Annotated in this window: 20 protein-coding genes; 10 read left to right on the plus strand and 10 right to left on the minus strand. The window is 71.2% G+C overall.

The features are described 5' to 3' along the window. The first annotated feature begins 124 nt into the window (after positions 1-124). Positions 125-955 (plus strand): hypothetical protein, encoded by an 831-nt coding sequence (locus OG792_RS05145; protein ID WP_329107814.1) that lies wholly within the window; start codon positions 125-127, stop codon positions 953-955. A gap of 93 nt (positions 956-1048) precedes the next feature. Here OG792_RS05145 and OG792_RS05150 read toward each other — a convergent pair whose 3' ends face one another. Then, on the minus strand, positions 1049-1249 hold the full coding sequence (locus OG792_RS05150) for a hypothetical protein (RefSeq protein WP_329107816.1): 201 nt from the start codon (positions 1247-1249) through the stop codon (positions 1049-1051). Beyond that, positions 1246-2307 carry a helix-turn-helix transcriptional regulator gene (locus tag OG792_RS05155; protein WP_329107818.1) on the minus strand — a complete coding sequence of 354 codons (1062 nt, stop codon included), beginning with the start codon at positions 2305-2307 and terminating at the stop codon, positions 1246-1248. The genes OG792_RS05150 and OG792_RS05155 overlap by 4 nt, the downstream gene beginning before the upstream one ends. Before the next feature lie 403 nt (positions 2308-2710). On the opposite strand from OG792_RS05155, the gene OG792_RS05160 reads away from it, so the two are divergent. Both OG792_RS05160 and OG792_RS05165 read left to right on the plus strand, forming a co-directional pair. Continuing rightward, positions 2711-3178 carry a PPOX class F420-dependent oxidoreductase gene (locus OG792_RS05160; RefSeq protein WP_329107819.1) on the plus strand — a complete coding sequence of 156 codons (468 nt, stop codon included), beginning with the start codon at positions 2711-2713 and terminating at the stop codon, positions 3176-3178. 48 nt (positions 3179-3226) lie between these two features. Then, entirely contained in the window at positions 3227-4141 is a 915-nt protein-coding gene (locus OG792_RS05165) for an SDR family NAD(P)-dependent oxidoreductase (protein ID WP_329107821.1), read from the plus strand. 25 nt (positions 4142-4166) lie between these two features. Here OG792_RS05165 and OG792_RS05170 read toward each other — a convergent pair whose 3' ends face one another. Beyond that, positions 4167-4586: a hypothetical protein gene (locus tag OG792_RS05170; RefSeq protein ID WP_329107823.1), complete on the minus strand. Its 420-nt coding sequence runs from the start codon at positions 4584-4586 to the stop codon at positions 4167-4169. A gap of 158 nt (positions 4587-4744) precedes the next feature. On the opposite strand from OG792_RS05170, the gene OG792_RS05175 reads away from it, so the two are divergent. Further along, a complete protein-coding gene (locus OG792_RS05175; RefSeq protein ID WP_329107826.1) occupies positions 4745-5071 on the plus strand; it encodes a hypothetical protein in 327 nt (108 codons plus the stop codon). A gap of 211 nt (positions 5072-5282) precedes the next feature. Beyond that, on the plus strand, positions 5283-7562 hold the full coding sequence (gene yicI, locus OG792_RS05180) for an alpha-xylosidase (RefSeq protein ID WP_329107828.1): 2280 nt from the start codon (positions 5283-5285) through the stop codon (positions 7560-7562). Positions 7563-7613: 51 nt separating this feature from the next. On the opposite strand, the gene OG792_RS05185 is transcribed toward yicI, so the two are convergent. The 3 genes from OG792_RS05185 to OG792_RS05195 are packed head-to-tail and all read right to left on the minus strand — an operon-like array spanning position 7614 to position 10102. Further along, complete coding sequence (locus OG792_RS05185; protein WP_329107830.1) at positions 7614-8408, minus strand: YqeB family protein; 795 nt, start codon at positions 8406-8408, stop codon at positions 7614-7616. Next, positions 8409-9206, minus strand: a complete 798-nt coding sequence (locus tag OG792_RS05190) for an ABC transporter permease (protein ID WP_329107831.1) — start codon at positions 9204-9206, stop codon at positions 8409-8411. After that, positions 9203-10102, minus strand: a complete 900-nt coding sequence (locus tag OG792_RS05195) for an ABC transporter ATP-binding protein (protein ID WP_329107833.1) — start codon at positions 10100-10102, stop codon at positions 9203-9205. The genes OG792_RS05190 and OG792_RS05195 overlap by 4 nt, the downstream gene beginning before the upstream one ends. A gap of 129 nt (positions 10103-10231) precedes the next feature. Between OG792_RS05195 and OG792_RS05200 the strand changes: the two genes are divergently transcribed. The 3 genes from OG792_RS05200 (at position 10232) to OG792_RS05210 (ending at position 13333) form a co-directional block, all read left to right on the plus strand. Then, positions 10232-11479, plus strand: a complete 1248-nt coding sequence (locus OG792_RS05200) for a sensor histidine kinase (RefSeq protein ID WP_329107834.1) — start codon at positions 10232-10234, stop codon at positions 11477-11479. Beyond that, a complete protein-coding gene (locus OG792_RS05205; protein WP_329107836.1) occupies positions 11476-12225 on the plus strand; it encodes a response regulator transcription factor in 750 nt (249 codons plus the stop codon). Before OG792_RS05200 ends, OG792_RS05205 begins: the two co-directional genes overlap by 4 nt. A gap of 166 nt (positions 12226-12391) precedes the next feature. Continuing rightward, entirely contained in the window at positions 12392-13333 is a 942-nt protein-coding gene (locus OG792_RS05210) for a phosphotransferase (RefSeq protein ID WP_329107838.1), read from the plus strand. On the opposite strand, the gene OG792_RS05215 is transcribed toward OG792_RS05210, so the two are convergent. Then, complete coding sequence (locus tag OG792_RS05215) at positions 13308-15773, minus strand: hypothetical protein (protein WP_329107840.1); 2466 nt, start codon at positions 15771-15773, stop codon at positions 13308-13310. The genes OG792_RS05210 and OG792_RS05215 overlap by 26 nt on opposite strands. 278 nt (positions 15774-16051) lie before the next feature. Between OG792_RS05215 and OG792_RS05220 the strand changes: the two genes are divergently transcribed. Continuing rightward, positions 16052-16861, plus strand: a complete 810-nt coding sequence (locus tag OG792_RS05220) for a hypothetical protein (RefSeq protein WP_329107842.1) — start codon at positions 16052-16054, stop codon at positions 16859-16861. A 105-nt stretch (positions 16862-16966) separates the two neighbouring features. Continuing rightward, the gene (locus OG792_RS05225) at positions 16967-17419 is read left to right on the plus strand and encodes an SRPBCC family protein (RefSeq protein WP_329107843.1); all 453 of its coding nucleotides are present in this window, start codon (positions 16967-16969) and stop codon (positions 17417-17419) included. A 45-nt stretch (positions 17420-17464) separates the two neighbouring features. Here the strand turns inward: OG792_RS05225 and aceB are convergent, their stop codons facing one another. From aceB to OG792_RS05240, 3 genes are all read right to left on the minus strand, one after another. Next, positions 17465-19066 carry a malate synthase A gene (gene aceB / locus OG792_RS05230; protein WP_329107845.1) on the minus strand — a complete coding sequence of 534 codons (1602 nt, stop codon included), beginning with the start codon at positions 19064-19066 and terminating at the stop codon, positions 17465-17467. A gap of 97 nt (positions 19067-19163) precedes the next feature. Then, positions 19164-19604 (minus strand): hypothetical protein, encoded by a 441-nt coding sequence (locus OG792_RS05235; RefSeq protein ID WP_329107847.1) that lies wholly within the window; start codon positions 19602-19604, stop codon positions 19164-19166. A gap of 115 nt (positions 19605-19719) precedes the next feature. Continuing rightward, positions 19720-20451, minus strand: a complete 732-nt coding sequence (locus OG792_RS05240) for an MIP/aquaporin family protein (protein ID WP_329107849.1) — start codon at positions 20449-20451, stop codon at positions 19720-19722. Positions 20452-20570: the final 119 nt, after the last annotated feature.

The raw sequence follows: 20570 nt of genomic DNA on the forward strand, positions 1-20570 counted from the left end.
CCGCGATCCGCGACGCGTATTCCCAGGTCCTCGGCGGGACGATGCGGGAACGACGACGGACGGAATCGCGTGGGCCCTGATCGGAACCCCCAACGCGATCGTTTATCGGCGAGGTGTGCTGGTTATGGATAATCTCATGTACTTTTTCCTGCTCGACGTTCCCCGGGCCGCGGTGATCTGGTCGGCCCTGATCGTGGTGGCACTGGTCGCCATGGCCGTCCTGATCGCCCGCCGGCCCGGCCCCGAGTTGACCGACGGCGCCGTCCCGGAATCCGGTCGGAAAGGCGGTCCGATCCGGGCGGCGGTCGCCGGTCGGGCCCGGCTCACCGCCGAGGCGGAGGAGTTGGCCCGGTACGCCGACGAGGTGGCCGTCGCCGCTGGCCGGGCGGCCGAGACGGCCCGCCGTCGCCGCGAGGAGTGGTTGGCCGCGCAGGACGACGCCGAAACGGCCTGGCAGGCGTACGAGTCGGCCGATGCCGACGCCCGCCGGGTGGCCGCGACGACCTACCTGCCGGTTCCGCGTACGCCGCGCACCCCGGCCGAGTACGCCGACCGGGAGCGTTACCTGCACCGGGCCGCGTTGAGCGCCTGCGGCCGACGGGAACTGTCCGTTCTGGAGCTGGGCGACGCTCTGGCGCACCGCAACGGTTGGGACCCCCGACGGCACCCGGTCGAGCAGGAGGTCATCCTGCGCCGGGCCGTACGCGACGGCCGGCTCGCCGCCCAACGGAGAGCGGCGGAACGCGAGCGGGCGACCTGGCGTACGGCCGAGGCCGCCGCGGTGGCCGCCCGGAGCCTGCGGGACGAGGCGTTCGCGGCGGCCGAGCGGGCCCGAGCGGCGTCGCACCTGTTGCCGCCGGGCGGCGGACCGGGCAGCACTCCCGGCACCTCGGTCCGCGATGTGTCCCGCCCGGTCCGACCGGCCACCCGGTGGCGCCCGGTGAGCGCCGGCTGATCCCGGCCCGACACGTGGCCGGGCCGGGACCGGAGTCGGTTCGCCGATACCGGCGTGTTGCGCCGGCCGCGTCTCCCCGGAAAGGGAATGTGATCAGGGCGCTACGGGCCGGTCCGGTCCCGGGACCGGGGGACGCTCGTTGGGGTCGGTGAAACAGGTGGCGCAGGCACCGATCGGTGTTCCGGCCAGGTCGAGGTCCGGACCGGGTGCGGTCACGGCACCGGCGACGGCGAGTGTGACACCGGCCACGAGCGCGATCAGGGTCGGTACGAGGCGGACTGGCGTACGAATCATTCTTCTTTCCGATCTGAGGGTTCGGCGGGTTCGGCGGTACGGTACGTCGGAAGGGGAGCGGCACCGGCGGCGCCGAGCAGGAGGGCAAGTTGGAACCGGTTCTCCACACCGAGCCGGTCCATCAGCTCTCGCATGGTGTACGCCACCGTCCGTACGCTCAGTTTCAGCTCTTTCGCGGCGGACACGTCGGTGTGTCCGGCGGATAGGAGTGCGACGAGCGCCTGCTCCCGGGGCGTGAGTGTGATGGGCGGAACCCCCTGTCGGTGTGGATCGCGCCCCTGCGTCCACAGCCGGTCGAAGAGTCCGCAGAGCGCCTGTACCACCGGTGCGTCGTCGATCTCCACGACGCCGGTTTCGAAGTTCAGCGGGTCGGCCGGAAAGAGCGCGACGCGTCGGTCGAAGACGAGAAGTTTGATGGGCAGATCGGGCAGTTCCCGGTAGATCCCGCCGCCGCTACCCAGCTGGGCCAGGTGCGCGGTGGAGCGGTCGCCGTCACCGGGTGGTCGGCCGAGGATGCGGATCTGGATGCCCCGGTCGACCAGGGCCCGGTCGGCCGGGAGCGCGGCGGCGGTCGCGTCCGCGGTGATGACCTCCTCGGTGTTGATGGCCAGGTGCTCGTACCGTTCGGCGGCGGCGAGGTGGGCGATCCGGCGGCGGGCGAGCGGGCGGCTGCCCCAGTGCCGGATCCGGGAATCGTCGAGGGCCGGCAGGTCCAGCCCGTCGAGCGTGCCGAAGTGTTCTCGCCAGCGGTCCCGCTGACTGCCGGGCACGACCGGCCGGCGCAGCTGCCGCAGCACCTGGGACACCGGGCACGGGTCCCAGCGTCGGGCGACCTGGGTTCCGGATCGGATTTCGGGTGACCGGGTCGGTTGGGCCGCCCGCATAGCGGCCAGTTCGTCCAGCGCGGCGACCACGCGTGACCGGGGTAGGCCGAGTTCCCGGCTCAGCTCGGTGTCCTTGCGACCCCCCATCATGGTCAGCGCGCGAAAGATGAGATCCGCGTCCGGTGACACCCCCCATCGGGTGAGGCGCGGAATCGTCTCGGTGGCTTCGGGCACCCGATCCTCCCGTTGACCGTCATGGAGCGGCCCCCCGCTCGCCCCGTACACAGCACACCATCGCGTCAACGCGACGGGAAGTGGGTCCGGCTGGCATTGCGCGATCATGCAAGGGATTGGTGGGGCGTTCTTGCTCGACCGACTCGGGCTGACGCATTGTCAACGTGTCGCCAGCCGGGAGAGCTGCACAACGGGGGGCAGCTCTCCAGGCGGCGACGGTCAGGCCCGGCGATGCCCGCGTACGGGGGGCACGGCAGAGCCGGGTACCTGGCCGAGCCCGCCGTGGATCACCGGTGCCGTCCTCCCGGGCCGGTGATCCCACGGCGGGCGGTCCCGGCCCGCACCGATCCGGTACGGGGGCCAGCCGGCGGTCCGCCGCCGGTGGCGACCTATGGTGGGTGCCATGCCCCGCAGCATCGCGACCAACACCCGGGTCGACCGCGAACGCCTGACCGAGTTCCTCGCCGACCGCCACCGGGCCATCCTGCTCACCACCCGGGCCGACGGCCGCCCGCAGTCGTCGCCGGTGACCTGCGGCGTCGACACGTCCGGCCGGATCGTCGTCTCCACCTATCCCGAGCGGGCCAAGGTGACGAACATCCGTCGTGACCCCCGGGTGTCGGTCTGCGTCCTCTCCGACGACTGGAACGGGCCCTGGGTGCAGGTCGACGGCACCGCCGAGGTGCTCGACCTGCCAGAGGCGCTGGAGCCGCTGGTCGACTACTTCCGGTGCATCTCCGGGGAGCACCCGGACTGGGACGAGTACCGCCAGGCGATGCGTACGCAGGGCAAGTCGTTGATCCGGGTGACCGTCGAGGGCTGGGGCCCGCTCGCCACCGGTGGTTTCCCACCCCGGCTCGCCGACGACTGATCCGTCCGTTCCGCCGCAGCCCCGGAGCGGCTGGGGCAGCATACGGAGATGACCCGTGTCGAGACGCCCTTCGGCTTTTCGTCCACCGCCGCGGAGGTGGCGGAGGGGATCGACCTGTCCGGCCGCAGGGTGGTCGTCACCGGCGGTGCGTCCGGCATCGGGGTGGAGACCGCGCGGGCACTGGCCGGCATCGGCGCCGAGGTCACCCTGGCCGTACGCAACACCGACGCGGGGGCGCGGACCGCGGCCGACATCACCGGCACGACCGGCAACAAGGCCGTACGGGTGGCCGTGCTCGACCTGGCCGACCGCGCCTCGATCGCCGCCTTCGTCGACGGCTGGACCGGGCCGCTGCACGTGCTGGTCAACAACGCCGGCCTGATGGCTTCCCCGGAGCAGCGCACGTCCGAGGGGTGGGAGATCCAGTTCGCCACCAACCACCTGGGCCACTTCGCCCTCGCCGCCGGGCTCCACGACGCGTTGGCGTCGGCCGGTGGCGCGCGGATCGTCTCGGTGTCGTCCAGCGCGCACATGCTCTCACCGGTGATCTTCGACGACCTCCAGTTCGCCTTCCGCACGTACGACCCCTGGCTGGCGTACGGGCAGTCCAAGTCGGCGAACGTCCTGTTCGCGGTCGGTGTCACCGGGCGCTGGGGTGGGGCCGGTATCAGCGCGAACGCCCTGAACCCCGGCGCGATCGAGACCAACCTCCAGCGCCACGTCGGTGGCCGGATGAGCACCCCGGCCAACCTGATCAAGACGCCCGAGCAGGGCGCCGCGACCTCGGTGCTGCTGGCCACCTCGCCGCTGCTCGACGGCATCGGTGGCCGCTACTTCGAGAACTGCAACGAGGCGCCGGTGCTGACCCGGCGCAGCCCGGACCTGAGCGGCGTGGCGCCGTACGTGCTCGACCTCGCCAACGCCGACCGGCTCTGGGAGGCGTCCCTGCGCCTGCTCGCGTGACCGGTCCCGCCGGCAGGTCGGAGGGCTACCGTGGCGAGTCGGTTGCGGCGGTCTGGTCGGCCGGGCCGCTGACCACCTGTAGTTGCAGCGGCCGGTAGTCGGTGTGCGGGTCGGTCACGGTGAAGCCGGCCGAGTCGAGAATGGACCAGATCGCCTGGCGCATCGCCTCGGCGACCGCACCGAAATGCCGCAGCACCGGGTCGTCCATTCGTTGCTCGGCCACGCACGCCACCACCGCGTTGCCCAGGCGCCGGTGCGGTCGCCAGAGCACGAAGACGCCGCCCGCCTCGTCGTCGCCCGGATCCACGTCCACCGTCACCCCGGCGAAGTAGTCGTCGTCGCCCTCGGCGGCGACCGACAGGCCCGCCTCGGACAGCACGTCACGTACCTGTGCCGCGAGACGTTTCCATTCGTCGAGCACCGTGGCCGGTACGAGGGTGAACACGCCTGGACTCCTCCAGCGTCCGAAGCGGCCGCGTCACCACGGCCTGTCCTGATCAACTACACCGACCCTAGCAACGCCCGGGGTCCGGCACCGACCGAGCGGCCCCTTACCCGGCAACCGACCCCTCGCAACACCCCGACGGACATCTGCCGGACGAGGTGGCACTCGACGGTGTCGAGGAGTTCCTGTCCACCTGCTGCGCGGGGGCGTACGCCTGGCCGCACGAGCCCGCTGCCGTCGACTACCAGGCCACCGAGGGCCGATCCTGGCGCCTCTTGGCTCGCAGCCGACGGCGTACGCAGCACCCGCCTTCCCACGCCCGCCAGCGCTGCCGGCGAAGACCCGGACCCGGCCGACGCCTCGCTCGGGGCACCGCCGGTGAGCTGGTTCTGGTCCTCTACGGCCGTATTCCGGTGGACTCCCTGAAGGTCGACGGCGGCCGGCGTCTCTTCGACCTGCTCCTGGCCTGGAACCCGGATGAGTAGGGCCTGACACCCCACCGGACCCACGCGTCGTGTTTCGAGCGCTTCGATCTCACCCCGGTCACGCCATTGACACGGCCCCTACGCGCTCATAGCTTCCAGTCGAGGCCGTCAGTCGAATCGCTTCGACTGGCGGCTCTTCCCGATCTCCGACGACGACAACCGGCGGTGGTGGCCGGCGCGGTCAGGCGACGCATCGACCGATAGGACTGGGATGAAGTTCAGCAACGGCTACTGGCGGATGCGCGACGGCGTACAACCGCTCTACCCCATGCAGGTGCGCGACGTCACGGTGGAACCCGACGCGCTCACCGTGTACGCCCCGACAAAGAAGATCCTGAACCGGGGCGACACGCTCAACCAGCCGCTGATCACCGTACGGTGCACCTCGCCGGCGCCCGACGTCATCGCGGTGAGGGTCGGGCATCTGCTCGGCGGACGTCCCGTGCGCCCCGAGTTCCACCTCGCCACCGACCCGTCGACCGAGGTACGGACGCACGACGGTGCCGACCTCGCCACCATCACCTCCGGTGCGCTGACCGCCCGCTTCCACCGGGGCGACGACTGGCGCCTCGACTTCGTCGCTGCCGGTCACGTGCTCACCAGCAGTGGTTACAAGAGCATGGCCGCGATCGACACCCCCGACGGCTCGTACGTCCGCGAACAGCTCCTGCTCGGCGTCGGTGAAACGGTGTACGGCCTCGGCGAGCGCTTCGGTCCACTGGTGAAGAACGGCCAGACGGTCGACATCTGGCAGGAGGACGGCGGCACCAGCAGCGAGCACGCGTACAAGAACGTGCCGTTCTACCTGACCACCGGCGGCTACGGCATCTTCGTCAACCACCCCGGCCGGGTCTCGTTCGAGGTGGCCGCCGAGGTCGTCTCGAAGGTGTCGTTCAGTGTCGCCGGCCAGTCGATGGAGTACCTGGTCATCTACGGTCCCACCCCGCGCGACATCCTGCGCAGGTACACCGCGCTCACCGGCCGCCCGGCCCTGCCGCCGGCGTGGTCCTTCGGCCTCTGGCTGAGCACCTCCTTCACCACCTCGTACGACGAGGAGACGGTGAACGGGTTCGTCAGCGCAATGGCCGACCGGGACCTGCCGCTGTCGGTCTTCCACTTCGACTGCTTCTGGATGCGCGAGTTCCACTGGTCCGACTTCGAGTGGGATCCGCGGGTCTTCCCGGATCCGGTCGGCATGCTGAAGCGGCTGCGTGAACGCAACCTGCGGATCTGCGTCTGGCTGAATCCGTACATCGCCCAGCGTTCGGCGCTGTTCGCCGAGGGAATGGAACACGGCTATCTGGTAAAGACCGCCGACGGGGACGTGTGGCAGTGGGACCAGTGGCAGGCCGGCATGGCCCTGGTCGACTTCACCAACCCCGACGCCCGCCGCTGGTACGCCGACAAGCTGCGTGTCCTGCTGGACATGGGGGTGGACGCGTTCAAGACCGACTTCGGCGAGCGGATCCCGACCGACGTGGTCTGGCACGACGGCTCCGACCCGGAGCGGATGCACAACTACTACACCCAGCTCTACAACCGGGTGGTCTTCGACCTGCTGCGCGATCACCGGGGCGAGGGGGAGGCGGTCCTGTTCGCCCGTTCGGCCACCGCCGGTGGGCAGCAGTTCCCGGTGCACTGGGGCGGCGACAGCGAGTCCACGTTCGAATCCATGGCGGAGACGCTGCGCGGCGGGTTGTCGCTGGCCATGTCCGGTTTCGGTTACTGGAGCCATGACATCGGCGGCTTCGAGGGAAAGCCCGATCCGGCCCTGTTCAAGCGCTGGGTGCCGTTCGGACTGCTCTCCACGCACAGTCGGCTGCACGGCAGCCAGAGCTACCGGGTGCCGTGGGAGTTCGACGAGGAGGCGGTTGACGTACTGCGGATCTTCACCCGGCTCAAGGCGCGGCTGATGCCGTACCTGTTCGGGCAGGCCGTGGTGGCGCACCGGGAGGGGATGCCGGTGCTGCGGCCGATGGTGGCGGAGTTCCCGGAGGATCCGGCGGTCGCGTACCTGGACCGGCAGTACCTGCTCGGCGACAGTCTGCTGATCGCCCCGGTGTTCTCACCGGACGGCACGGTGGACTATTACGTGCCGGCCGGCACCTGGACCGATCTGATCACCGGGGCGGAGATCGTCGGTCCGCGCTGGGTCCGGGAGTCGGTCGGCTTCGACCGCGTGCCGGTCCTGGTCCGCCCGGGTACGGTACTGCCGCTCGGCGCCGTGCGGGATCGCCCCGACTACCCGTACGCCGATGGTGTGACCCTGGCCGTCTACCAGCTCCCCGACGGCGCGGAGGTGAGCGTGAGCATCCCCGCCCCCGACGGCACCGAAGCCGCCCGCTTCACCGTCACCCGCACAGCCTCCACCCTCACCGCCACCCGCCTCTCCGGCACCCCCCTCCCATGGCACATAACCCCCACCCCCACCCCCACCCCCACCCCCCACCCCATCCCCGCCACCCGGTCCACCTGGACCGGCCCGTGTTGATCATGAAGTTAACTACCTGGATCGGCTCGGATCGTGTCGTTAACTTCATGATCAACGCGCGTGGGTGGGGTGGGTGGGGGGTGGGGGGGTGGGGCGGCGCCAGTGTTGGTGGGTTTTGTCGTCGCGGAGGATGACGTTTAGGGTGGTGAGTTCTGTGCGGATTCGGGCGGCGTAGGTGGACTTGCCGTCTTTCAGGGCTTTTTGGCGGGCGGTTAGTAGGACGTTGATGTTGTCGGGGAGGTCGGGGGTTGGGGCTACCCAGAGGCGGTAGGTGGATTGGTGCGGGTCCTCGGGTAGCCAGTTGTAGTTGTGTGCTTCGAATGCCTCGCGTAGGTGGTCGGCGTGCAGGTCCGACTTTTCCCGGGCCAGTTCGGCGCCGTACGCGTCGAGCAGCACCAGGTGCTTGCCGTCGAGGAAGACCACGGCCACCGCCGGCCCGTCGAGTCGACGTACCGTGCCGTCACGTCGGGCGAGGATGACCCGGTCGGCGGCGACGGTCACCGCGAGCTGCTCGTACACCGCGATGAACGCGATCGTCAGCCCGGCGACCGCGCCGATCGCGAGGGCGCCGATGGTGGCCGCCGGGTCGGGCAGGTCGTCGACGAACTTGGCCGCGAGCTTCACCGGCGCCCACGGCACCTTCAACATCCAGTCGGTGAGCGCGTACAGCCCGCCGATCGCGCCCGCGCCCAGCAGCGGGAAGAGGACCCAGATCAGCAGCCGCACCCAGCCGGGCTCGGCCACCACCCGCTCGTCCGGTGACACTGCGGGTGGCGGCGCGGGCGCGGGATCAGGCGCGGGTGCGGGTGTGGGCTCGGGCGACGGCTCGGGCTCGGCCGGGGGCATCTACGACACCTCGCGGCGGACGATCCGTACCAGGCCGGCTACCAGCGGCAACAGCACCCAGAGCGCCACCGAGACAGCGATCCGGCCCCACTGTCCGGCGGTCACGTCGGACGTGGTCAGCGGCATGGTGGTGACGCTGAGGTCGAGCCACTCGGCCGCCCGGCGCAGCCCGCTGATCATTTCGCTCAGGATCGACCAGACGGTCGGCAGCACCAGGTAGAGCACGATCGCCAGCGGCGTGTTCAGGAACAGCATGCCGAACGCCACGCCCATCACCACGTTGATCACCTGGAACACGGCCGCGTACCCGAAGATCTGGGGTTCGACCGACCAGGTGCCGGCCCCGCCGAGCGCCCCGGCCAGTGCGGTGCCGATCGCGGCCACCGCCAGGCTGGCCAGCACCGAGGCGAGCGCGGCGATGGCCGCCGCGAGCAGCTTCGCCACCAGCACCCGCGATCGCTGCGGCACCAGCGCGAAGGTGGTCATCGCGGTGCGCTGCGACCACTCGCCGGTCACCAGCAGGATGCCGAGCACCGGCAGCAGGATGCCGACCGGCAGCAGCGACGGGACGAAGAAGTTCTCGAAGGTCTGGTCCGCGTCCGGCATGACGAAGAGCTGGACGGTGACGATCGCCGCCGCGGCCAGCGCGATCACGATCAGCAGCCAGTAGCCGGCGCGGGTGTCGGTGAGCTTGCGCAACTCGACACCGGTGAGCCGGGCCAGGCCGGGGCGGCGCAGCGTGGGATGGGCCGCCGGACCGGCCGGCGAGGTGGTCGGGCTGATGGTCGTCGTGGTCATTTGACTGCCTCCCGTACGGAGTCGCCGGCGGTCAGGGTGAGGAAGATCTGTTCCAGGCCGTTGCTCTCGGCCGACCGCAGTTCGATCAGTACGGCGCCGACGTCGGCCGCGACCCGTCCCACCGCCACCGGCTCGGCCTGGACCAGCAGTCCACCGTCGGTGCCGGTGGTGGCGCTCAGTCCGGCCCGTTGCAGCGCCGTACGCAGCGTCTGCGGGTCGACCGCCCGGACCAGGGTGCCGGTCCCGGCGAGCAACTCGTCCTTGCTGCCCTGGGCGACGACCCGGCCACCCCCGATCACCACCAGCCGGTCCGCCACCGCCTCCACCTCCCGCAGCAGGTGCGAGGAGAGCAGCACCGTCCCGCCGCGGTCGGCGAAGTCGCGCAGCAGGCCGCGCATCCAGAAGATGCCCTCCGGGTCCAGCCCGTTGGCCGGCTCGTCCAGGATCAGCACCCGTGGCTCGCCCAGCAGCGCCTGCGCCAGGCCGAGCCGCTGCCGCATGCCGAGCGAGTACTTCCCGACCCGGCGCTTCGCCGCCACCGCGTTCAGCCCGACCCGCTCCAGGGTCTCGCCGACCCGCCGCCGGTCGACGCCCATGGTCATCGCGGCCAGGGCCAGTGCCTCCCGGCCGGTACGCCCGGCGTGCTGGGCGGAGGCGTCCAGCAGGATGCCGATCTCCCGCCCCGGGTTCGGCAGGTCCCGGTAACGGACCCCGTTGATGGTGGCGGTGCCGGCCGAGGGCGGGGTCAGCCCGCAGATCATCCGCATGGTGGTGGACTTGCCGGCACCGTTCGGGCCGAGGAACCCGGTGACGGTGCCCGGTTCGCAGTGGAACGTCACGTCGTCGACGGCCGGGTGTGCCCCGTACCGTTTGCTCAGATGGTTGACCGCAATCATGTGACCAGCGTGACGGTCGGTTGCCACCCGCCGCTGCGGCCGTCGGTCGCGTTCGCGCAACCTTGGTCTACGGCTGGACCTCGACTTTGGTCGCTGTCGGTGGGCGGTGACGGTACGTAACATGGGTGCGTGACCGGTACCGTGGCTTCGGAGAACGCCTGGCTGCTGCCGTCCGCCCTGACCGCCGAGCCGGGCCGGGCCGGACGCCAGCCGCGCCGGACCACCCGCGACTGGATAGTCGACTCGCTCTGCTTCCTGATCGCGTTCGGCTTCGTGATCCTGGTCTCCTGGGATCTGCACCAGCGGGACCAGCCGAGTCCGCTGGGCACCATCCCGGAGTGGGTGCTCACCCTCGACGGCTGGATCAGCGTCGCGCTCTGCGGCGTGCTCTGGGTACGCCGCCGCTGGCCGGTCCAACTCGCGCTGGCCGCACTGCCACTGAGCCTGATCTCCACCCCGTCCGGCATGGTGGTGCTGATCCTGCTCTTCACGGTGGTGCTGCACCGGCCGCTCCGGGTCGCCGGTCCGGTGATCGGCCTGCACCTCCTCGCCGCGCTCGTCTTCTGCTGGCTGCGCCCCGACCCGTCCATGAGCATGCTGGTGGCGATGGTCCTGACCGTCGCGATCATGATCTCGATCGTGCTCTGGGCGATGGTCGTACGGGCCCGGCGGCAGCTCGTCGTGTCGCTGCGGGACCGGGCGCACCGGGCCGAGGCGGAGCAGCAGTTGCGCATCGCCCAGGCCCGGCACCTGGAACGGACCCGGATCGCCCGGGAGATGCACGATGTGCTCGCCCACCGGATCTCGCTGCTCAGCCTGCACGCCGGGGCGCTGGAGTTCCGCCCCGACGCGGCCCCGGGCGAGGTGGCCCGCGCCGCCGGGGTGATCCGGGACAACGCCCACCTGGCCCTACAGGACCTGCGCGAGGTGATCGGGGTGCTGCGCGAGGAGGGCGCCGGCGAGGGGCCCGAGCGGCCCCAGCCGACCCTGGCGGACCTGGCCGTGCTGGCCGAGGAGTCCCGCCGGGCCGGGATGCGGGTCAGCGTCCGGGAACGGGTCGACCACGCGGAGGCGGTGCCGACCGGGGTCGGGCGCAGCGCGTACCGAATTGTGCAGGAGGGGCTGACCAACGCCCGCAAGCACGCCGTCGGCGCGGCGGTGACGGTCACCGTGGCCGGCGGCCCCGGCACCGGGCTCAGCGTCGAGGTTTCCAACCGGTGGCCGGTCGGGCAACCGCCCGCGCAGCGGATCCCCGGTACCGGCACCGGGCTGGTCGGGCTCGCCGAGCGGACCAGCCTGGCCGGCGGGCGGCTGGAGCACGGCCGGACCGACACCGGCGACTTCCGCCTGGCGGCCTGGCTACCGTGGTCGGCGTGAACGATGCTCCGGCCGGGGCGACCGGAGAGAGCGGTGCGGGTGGGGGCGGGCCGATCCGGGTGCTGCTGGTCGACGACGACGCGCTGGTCCGGGCCGGGTTGTCGATGATCCTCGGCGGGGCCGACGACCTGCGGGTGGTCGGTGAGGTGGCCGACGGTGCTGAGGTCGCCGCCGCGGTGGCCGCGTACGCGCCGGACGTGGTGCTGATGGACATCCGGATGCCCCGGGTCGACGGGCTGGCCGCGACCGAGGCGCTGCGGCAGGCACCGGCGCCGCCCGAGGTGCTGGTGCTGACCACCTTCGACGCCGACGAGCACGTGCTCCGGGCGTTGCGCGCCGGTGCCAGCGGCTTCCTGCTCAAGGACACTCCGCCGGCCGAGATCGTCCGGGCGGTACGCCGGGTGGCGGCCGGCGAGGCCACCCTGTCGCCGGCCGTCACCCGCCGGCTGATCGCGTACGCGACCGGACCCGGCCCGGTCGCCGAGGGTGCCCGTACCGCCGGTGGTGGGCGGTCCGGGGCGGACGGTCGGCGGGACCGGGCGCTGCGGCAGCTCGCCGGACTCAGCGAGCGGGAACGCGAGGTGGCGCTGGCGCTCGGCCGGGGCTGCTCGAACGCGGAGATCTCGGCCGAGCTCTACATGAGCGTGGCCACCGTCAAGGCGTACGTGTCCCGGTTGCTGGCGAAGCTCGATCTGAACAACCGGGTGCAGGTGGCTCTGTTGGTGCACGACGCGGAACTGGTCTGAGCCGATTGGGGCGACCGGAGGCGGCTTTTGTCCGTTCCGTGTCTTTTCCAGATGACCGCACTTCTCCGTACGGATGCTGACGTAGGTCGATATTGTCCCCAAAATGAACGTCGAGTATCTGGTTGGTGACGATAGGTAGTCACCGAGGGTTGGAAGGCGGATCGACATGCCGGACAGCAGGCTCGACCAACCCCAGTTGGCCACCCTCCTCGCCCGGTACGACATAGCCGCACCCGACGTCGTACCGTCGCCCGACGGGACAACGAACAGCAGCTACCTGATCCGGGGCCGGACCGCCTCGTACGTGCTGACGGTGCTGGAGGACCACGACGAGACCTCCGCCCGCCGGCTCACCGCCCTGCTCGACCACCTGATCCGGCACGGGGTGCCGACCAGCCGCCCGCTGCGCGGCCGCGACGGAGCCGAACTGACCACCTTCCGGGGCCGGCCCGTGCTGGTCAAGCAGTACCTGCGCGGCGACTGCCGGGCACCGCTGCCCCGGCACGCCTGCGCCGCCGCCGGGGCGCTGCTCGGCCGGGTGCACACCGTGCCGGTACCGAACTGGCTACCCCGCCGGGTACGCCGACTGCCCACCGGCTGGCTGGCCCAGGTGGACACGTTCGCCGACCGTCGGTTCGCCGACTGGCTGCGCGAACGGTGGGTCGACGCCGCCGGGGTGGAGACCCTGGCCGGCCCGTACGGGCTGGTGCACGGCGAGTACGTGGCCCGGAACCTGGTGATCGGCGAGGACGGGCGGCTGGCCGTACTGGACTGGGAGACGGCAAGCCACGACCTGCTGCTGCTCGACCTCGGTATGGCGCTGGTCCGGCTCTGCGCCATCGACGGCCGGTTCGACGCCGACCGCGCGGCGGCCGTACTCGGCGGCTACCGGCGGACCAGGGAACTGACCGACGGCGAGTACGCCCACCTCCGCCCCGCCGCCCACTACGCCGGGCTCTGCGTCGCCTTCCACCGCTACCTGCGCTACCAGCGAACCCGTCCCGACCCGGACGCCGTACACCGCTACCGGGCCCTGCCCACCTTCCTGGCCAGCCTCGACCAGCAGTGGGACCGGCTACTGGTCAACTCCGCCGCCCGGAGCCGCTGACCGTCCCGCCGCCCGGACCGTCGGCGCCGAGCGGGTCACCCGGGCCGATCCGGGGCCGGGGTACGGCGGTCGCGGTCGCCACCTCGCCGGCCAGCCGGTCCACGGTCAGCCACACCGTCGGGTCGGCCCAGTAACCGGAGTGCCGCCCGGCGACCGGCTCCGGCTGGCCGTAGATGTACCAACTCGTCTGCGGGTCCGGCAGCTCCACGTCCACCGGCCGCGCGCTGCCGGTGGTGGTGCCGGTGCCGATGGTGGGAGTCGGGGCCAGGACCGGGCCGCCTATGTAGTCGGTCAGGTAGTAGAAGTTGCGCCATTCGCGTACGGCCGCCGTTGACGTGCCGTCCGACGGGTCGAGTCGATGCAGCACCGCGTCGTCGAAGTAGGCCGGGAACGCCCAGCCGTAGAGGGTGCGCAACGGCGACCCGAAGGTCACGAACGCCACCACGTCGTCGTCCGGCCGGCTGTCCGGCTGCAACAGCGCCGCCGCCGCGATGATGGTGCCCTGGCTGTGCGCGGTCAGGACCACCCGGCCGCCCCGGTCGTGGATCCGCCACAGCCGTCGCTGCACCTCCGGCACCGCCCGTTCCGCGTACGACGGCGGCGCCAGCGGATGGTACGCGCGCGGCCAGAACGTCATCACGTCCCACACCACGCCGATCCGGCGTCGACTCTCCAGGTTGCGCCAGCCCCGGCGCAGCAGCAGGATCAGCGCCAGCGGGATGCCGGCCGCCAGGTAACTGCCCAGCGTGAAGGCCCACTGGGTGCCCCAGGGCAGCTTGCCGAAGACCCAGAAACGTACCTGGATCGCGACCAGCACCACCGTGCCGACCACCGCCATCGTCGTCATGAGCTTGTCCAGGTCGTGCGCCATCCGGGCGACCCGCCGGGCCCGCGCCACCCGCGCGCCCCAGGCCCACGAGCCCGCCACCGACCCCGGTACGTCCGACGTGGACGAATTGCTGCCGGCCGCGTTGTACTGCCAGCGGCGCTCGTCGGTCGGCTCGGGCGCGTTGCCCCGGTACCACTCGACGATCCGGGCCACCGTCAACCGGTCCGTTCCCGCCCGCCAGTAGGCGACCAGCTCGTACAGGGCGAAGAGCAGGATCAATGCCAGCGGCACCAGGGTCAGGTAGTGCACCAGCTTGCCGATGATCGGGTAGACGTACACCTCGGAGCCGGTGATCGGCGCCGGTGGCAGCGTGGTCCGGGACGACACCTCGGCCACCAGGTCGGCGAACCGGGACATCGCCCCGAGCAGGACGACGTTGAGCGCGAAGACACCCAGCACCAGCGCGACGAACGGACCGAAGATGACGAACGTCCCCCGCCGCCAGCCGCCGACCAGGGCCGCCACCAGCACCAGCAGCAGGCTGACGAAAACACTGCCGAGGGTCAGGTCGGCCACCCGGGGGATGCCCGGCAGGTAACCGAACGGTTGGGCGTACCCGGGTTGGATCGCGGCGAACCAGCCGGCGCCGACCAGCGCGACCCCGCCCACCGCGAGCGCCGCCCGCGCACTGCCGGGCGGACACGCGTCGAGCGCGGTGAGGACCAGTACGGCCACCATCAGCGCGCCGCCGACCAGCACGACAACCAGGTACAGCCAACCGGCGCTCACCGGCGCCCCGACCGCCGACGCGGTTGCGTGCACGGTGTGCGCGAGGCTGAGCGCGACGAACCCGAGTCCCGCCCCGAGATGCACGAAACCCAGGTCGAGAGTGCTGCGCCGGCCCGCCCAGAAGCTCGGGTCGGACAGCCCCACGCCGGGCTGGGCGGCGCTGCGCGTCGACTCCGGGGCGCTGACCCGCAGCGGCGGGCTGACCGCCTCGTACCTGCTGATCGAGCGCAGGGTCAGCACCGCGAGCAGGGCCACCAGGGCGAGCGGCACCAGCGCGCCGAGCAGCAGCCGTCGACCCGGAAAACCGGCCAGCAGCGGGTCGCGCAGCGGACGCAGCAGCCAGCTCTCGTCGGCACACCGGGCCTGCCCACCACACTGGTACGCGAGCAGTTCCAGCGCCGTGATCACGGCGATGAGCAGCAGGTTGACGGTGAGACAGAGCGCCGCCCAGCGGGCCGCCGTCCGATGCAGCCGGAACCGCCACCGGGACGCCAGGGTGCGCGGCGAGCACATCCAGCCGGCCACGTTCGCCAGCGCGAACGGGAACAGCAGCAGCCACAGCACCCGTGACCCGGCCCGCGACGTGATCCCACCCCACGAATACGCCTCCACGTGCCGCCCGGCGACGTCGGCGGTCCGGTAGAAGCCGGCGATCCGGTCACCGGAGACCTGCAACGGGGCGTCGTCGCCGAGCAGGTCCTGCGGGGTGGTTCCGCCGACGCCGTGCAGCCGTAGTTCGGTGACCCCGGTGAGGTCGGGGATCGGGGGGACGAGCCCGGAGGGGCGCTGGACCGGATCGGTGTCGAATCGCACGAGCGGCATGGCAACATCTCCGATGATCGGCTCCGGAAGCCCGTTTGCCCAGCTCAGGGCCGATATCCGAGACAACCGGTGCACCTCCACCGTGCGCCCCGTACTCGCCGACCGCAGTCGAATATCCGACTAAATGCGCTAATAGTGGTAACTAACTGGGCTAAGGAAGGGGTCGCGGGCGTACGGGGTGCGGTTGGGTTTCAGCCCCCGACGAGTCGGGTTTCAGCCCCTGACGAGGAGTAGCGATGTGTGGAGCGCGGAGGACTGGCGGCCGAGGACGGGCCGCGATGGCGGTGGCCGTACTGGGCGGTGGACTGCTGCTGGCCGTAGCCGCCTGCGAGCGCCTGCCCGAACCGACAACCGCCGGCACCGACGCCAACGGAAGCGCGCCGACCACCGTGGCCGCCCCGCCCGCCCCCTCCGGCGCGCTCGCTTCGTCCGCCCCGACCGGCCCGCTCGTCCCGCCGATCCCGCCTGTCTCGCCTGTCTCGCCTGTCTCGCCATCCAAGCCTGCGACCCGTGCCCCGAGCCGCCCGGCCGCCACCGGCGCACGACCGCCGGCCGGGTTCGACCCGGCGCGGGACCTCACCGACCTGGAAGCGCTGACTGACGGGCTCACCCTCGGCCGCCCGGTCAACGGGGTACGCCACGGCGAACTGGTGCTGACCATCCGGAACAACGGACGGTTCCCAGTTTCCCGGCTGATGTTCACCGTCGAACTGCCGGCGAGCGTGTCCGCCGACGGCGGCGACTGGTCCGGCTGCGACACACTCCGGTCCCGTCAGGACGGCTACCCGGCCGGTTCAAAGTGCGACAAGGGTTTCCTCGCCGCCGGTGAGTCCCGCGTCTACCGCCTCGGCGTCAGCTCACCCTCGTCCGAGGACAACAACGACAGCACCATCTCCCGCTGGCTCACCGACACCTGGTCCGCCGGCCCCAAAGGAGAAATGCACCCCGACACCGCCCCCACAACAACCGCCGCATCTTCCCCACCACCCGCTCCTAACTCCCCCCTCCTCCCTCCCGCCCACTCTCCCCCCCGTCGATCTAGGGCAAATGGTGGTGATTGGAGATCAACTAGCCACCATTTACCCTAGATCGACGAGACTGGGGCGGGCGGGCGGCGCGGCGCGGGGCGGGCGGGGCGGGGCGGCGGGGCGATGGTGGGACGGGGGAGTGGGATGGGGCGGCGGGATATTGATGTGACGGTTCGGTCGGGGGCGCAGGTGGGGGCGGTGTACGAGTTGTTGCGGGCGGGCGTTACCTGGCCGACCTGGTCGGGGCTGGGTTCGTTCGAGTTGGAGCGGGCCGTACCCGTAGCCACTGGGGACAGCGGGGCGGGGGCGGACGAGGGGGTGGGGGCGATCCGGGTGTTCCGTACCGGGCCGATGACCAGCCGGGAACAGATCGTGGATCTGGTGCCGGACCGGCGACTCAGTTACATATTGCTGTCCGGGTTGCCGTTGCGCGACTACCGGGCCGACGTCGACCTGACCCCGACGCCCGAGGGCACCATCATCCGCTGGCGCTCGACCTTCCACGCAAAGCTGCCCGGCACCGGCTGGTTCTACCGCTGGTTCCTCGGTCGGTTCATCCGGCAGACCGCCGAGGGCCTGGCCGCGTACGCCGAGCGCGACGCCACCACAGCGCCCTGACCGGCAGCAGTCCCCGGTCAGGGCATACCGGCAACACCGGCCCGGTCAGGGCATCCGCTCGTACGCCGGCACGGTGAGGAAGTCGACGAACTCGTCCGAGACGGCCACGTCGAGGAAGAGTGAACGGGCCGCGTCGTAGTCGCCGGGATCGCCGCCCAGTTTCGCGATCTCCTCGTCGGCGATCCGTTCGACCAGTTCCCGGGTGACCAACGGGCCGGGGCCGGCGGTGTCGCTGCCGGCGTCCAGGGTCACTCCGGTGTGCAGCCACTGCCACACCTGCGAACGGGAGATCTCGGCGGTGGCGGCGTCCTCCATCAGGTTGTTGATCGCCACCGCACCGGTGCCGGCCAGCCAACTCGCCAGGTACTGGATGCCGACGCTGATGTTGTTGCGCAGCCCCGCCTCCGTACGCGAGCCGGGCGTGTGCCGTACGTCCAGCAGTTGCGCGGCGGTGACGGTGACGTCGGCGCGGACCCGGTCCACCTGGTGCGGCCGGTCGCCGAGTTGGGCGTCGAAGATTTCCCGGCAGAGTTGCACCAGATCCGGGTGTGCCACCCACGAGCCGTCGAAGCCGTCGCCCGCCTCGCGGGTCTTGTCCTCGCGTACCTTGGCCAGCGCGGTTTCGTTGACCTGCGGGTCGCGCCGGCTCGGGATGAACGCGGCCATGCCGCCGATGGCGTGGGCGCCGCGCTTGTGGCAGGTCCGGACGAGCAGTTCGGTGTACGCCCGGATGAACGGCGCGGTCATCGTCACCGTGTTCCGGTCGGGCAGCAGGAAGTCCGCGCCCCGGCTCCGGAACTTCTTGACCACGCTGAACATGTAGTCCCAGCGGCCGGCGTTGAGCCCGGCGCAGTGATCGCGCAACTCGTGCAGGATCTCCTCCATCTCGAACGCGGCCGGGAAGGTCTCGATCAGGACGGTCGCCCGGATCGTGCCGTGCGGGATGCCGAGCCGCTGCTGGGCGAGGACGAAGACGTCGTTCCACAGCCGCGCCTCGTGGTGACTCTCCAGTTTGGGCAGGTAGAAGTACGGCCCGGCGCCGCGGTCGAGTTGCCGGCGGGCACAGTGGAAGAAGTAGAGACCGAAGTCGACCAGTGCCCCGGCCAGCCGTTCGCCGTCGACCAGCAGGTGCTTCTCGGTCAGGTGCCAGCCGCGTGGCCGTACGACGATGGTGGCCAGGTCGCCGTCGTGCAGCGTGTAACGCTTGCCGGTGGGTGCGGTGAGTTCGAGCGTACGGTCGATCGCGTCCCGCAGGTTGAGTTGACCGCCGATGACGTTTTCCCAGGCCGGCGTGTTCGCGTCCTCCAGGTCGGCGAGCCAGACCCTCGCCCCGGAGTTCAGCGCGTTGATGGTCATCTTCGCGTCGGTCGGCCCGGTGATCTCGACCCGGCGGTCGACCAGTCCGGGTGCGGGCTCGGCGACCCGCCAGTCGCCCTCGCGGATGTGCGCCGTGTCGGGCAGGAAGTCGAACAGCTCGCCCCGCGCCAGCGCCGCCTCCCGCGTGGCCCGGCGGGCCAGCAGGTCCCGGCGCCGGGGCTCGAAGGTGCGGTGCAGTTCGGCCAGGAGGCCGAGCGCCTCCGGGGTGAGGATCTCGTCGTAGCGGTCGTGCAGCGGGCCGTTGATCTCGACGCCGTCGGGCAGACTCATCCGGCACTCCTCCCAGCGCTCCGGACCGTACGCCCGGAGTCGATCAACGGTCGCGGCCCCGACTCTAACCCCTGCCGACGCGGACGGATTTCCCTGCTCAGTCGAGCGCGGTGGCGGTTACCGGGCCGGTTTCGGGCAGGTCGGCGACCGCGATGGCGGCGACCGCGCGGTCGGTGACCAGTCCGCCGTCGACCAGGACCAGCCGTACGCAGTTCGGGTCGCCGGTACGTTCGGGCACGCTGCCGGCCAGCTCGCGAACCTTGCCGCTGCTGGCATCGTCGAGGGTGAACCGGTCCGCGTCCCAGCTACCCTCGACGGCGAAGAACGCCTTGCTGTCATTGTCGAGATCGCCGTTGAGCACCACGCTCCGGTTCGCCCCGGCGAGTTCGCTGGACGCCTCGTTCAGCCCCCAGACGTGGTAGGTCGCGGAACCGGAGTCCGGTGCGTCACCGACACCGACCCCGGTGCAGCCGGTCAACCCGAGCAGCGCGCCGAGCAACAGGAGGGGGAGTGCGCGTCGCAGGTGTCCGTACGCCATCCCGACCGCCCTGTCGTGGACCGTGATGGCGATCCGGGCGCCATCGACCGGGTGTCAGTGTATCGAGGATGATCTCCGTGTTCCACCTGTGGCGAGGTGGGCTCGGGGGTGCCGGTTATTCGGGTGCGGGGACGGGGCCGCCGGGGCCGGGGCTGGGCGCCTGGGCCGGGCTGCGCCAGTCGGGCCCCAGGGTGAGTGGCAGGGCCAGCGCGGCGAGGATGCCGCCGATGAGCGGCGCCACGATGAAGACCCAGAGTTGGGACAGGGCCGCGCCGCCCTCGAACAGGGCCGGGCCGAACGACCGCGCCGGGTTGACCGAGGTACCGTCCAGCGCCACGCCGACCAGGTGACAGGCGGCGATGGCGAGGCCGATGGCGATCGCGGCGATCGCGCGCTGCTCGTACCTGCTGGTCACCGTGAGGATGACCAGGACCAGCAGGAAGGTGAGCACGATCTCCAGCAGGAACGTACCGCCGAGGTTGATGTTGGCGCCGTACCCGTTGGTGCCCAGCGCGCCGCTCTGGTCGACCACGTCGCCGCCCTTGACCAGGATCCAGAGCAGGAGTGCGCCGATCACCGAGCCGACCAGTTGGGAGATCCAGTAGCCGATCGCCCCGGCCAGGGTGATCCGGCCGGTGAGCAGGGCGCCGAGCGTCACGGCCGGGTTGACGTGGCAGCCGGAGAGCGGCAGGAGCATGTAGGTCAGCACGAGCAGGATGAAGCCGAAGGTCAGGGCCACCACGACCACGCCGCCCTCGACCCGGGCGGCGATGACGCTGCCGACGCCGAAGAAGACCAGCAGCAGGGTGCCGAGAAACTCCGCGCCGTAGCGTTTGGTGTTGTCCATGTCGCCAGGATAGGAACTTTTCGCCCATTACGGCGACATTTCATGCTGAATAGGCCCGCATGGTCTGGACCGGAGTGCTCGGACAGTGCCGACGATGTGAGCCGACCGACGCCCGCTCG

The organism is Micromonospora sp. NBC_01699 (assembly GCF_036250065.1).
Classification (GTDB): Bacteria; Actinomycetota; Actinomycetes; order Mycobacteriales; family Micromonosporaceae; genus Micromonospora_G.

Excerpts from the sequence above, each read along its gene's own strand:
- OG792_RS05145 (WP_329107814.1), top strand. The coding sequence starts at position 125 with ATGGATAATCTCATGTACTTTTTCCTGCTCGACGTTCCCCGGGCCGCG.
- OG792_RS05150 (WP_329107816.1), bottom strand. The coding sequence starts at position 1,249 with ATGATTCGTACGCCAGTCCGCCTCGTACCGACCCTGATCGCGCTCGTG.
- OG792_RS05160 (WP_329107819.1), top strand. The coding sequence starts at position 2,711 with ATGCCCCGCAGCATCGCGACCAACACCCGGGTCGACCGCGAACGCCTG.
- OG792_RS05165 (WP_329107821.1), top strand. The coding sequence starts at position 3,227 with ATGACCCGTGTCGAGACGCCCTTCGGCTTTTCGTCCACCGCCGCGGAG.
- yicI (WP_329107828.1), top strand. The coding sequence starts at position 5,283 with ATGAAGTTCAGCAACGGCTACTGGCGGATGCGCGACGGCGTACAACCG.
- OG792_RS05185 (WP_329107830.1), bottom strand. The coding sequence starts at position 8,408 with ATGCCCCCGGCCGAGCCCGAGCCGTCGCCCGAGCCCACACCCGCACCC.
- OG792_RS05190 (WP_329107831.1), bottom strand. The coding sequence starts at position 9,206 with ATGACCACGACGACCATCAGCCCGACCACCTCGCCGGCCGGTCCGGCG.
- OG792_RS05195 (WP_329107833.1), bottom strand. The coding sequence starts at position 10,102 with ATGATTGCGGTCAACCATCTGAGCAAACGGTACGGGGCACACCCGGCC.
- OG792_RS05210 (WP_329107838.1), top strand. The coding sequence starts at position 12,392 with ATGCCGGACAGCAGGCTCGACCAACCCCAGTTGGCCACCCTCCTCGCC.
- OG792_RS05215 (WP_329107840.1), bottom strand. The coding sequence starts at position 15,773 with ATGCCGCTCGTGCGATTCGACACCGATCCGGTCCAGCGCCCCTCCGGG.
- OG792_RS05220 (WP_329107842.1), top strand. The coding sequence starts at position 16,052 with ATGGCGGTGGCCGTACTGGGCGGTGGACTGCTGCTGGCCGTAGCCGCC.
- aceB (WP_329107845.1), bottom strand. The coding sequence starts at position 19,066 with ATGAGTCTGCCCGACGGCGTCGAGATCAACGGCCCGCTGCACGACCGC.
- OG792_RS05235 (WP_329107847.1), bottom strand. The coding sequence starts at position 19,604 with ATGGCGTACGGACACCTGCGACGCGCACTCCCCCTCCTGTTGCTCGGC.
- OG792_RS05240 (WP_329107849.1), bottom strand. The coding sequence starts at position 20,451 with ATGGACAACACCAAACGCTACGGCGCGGAGTTTCTCGGCACCCTGCTG.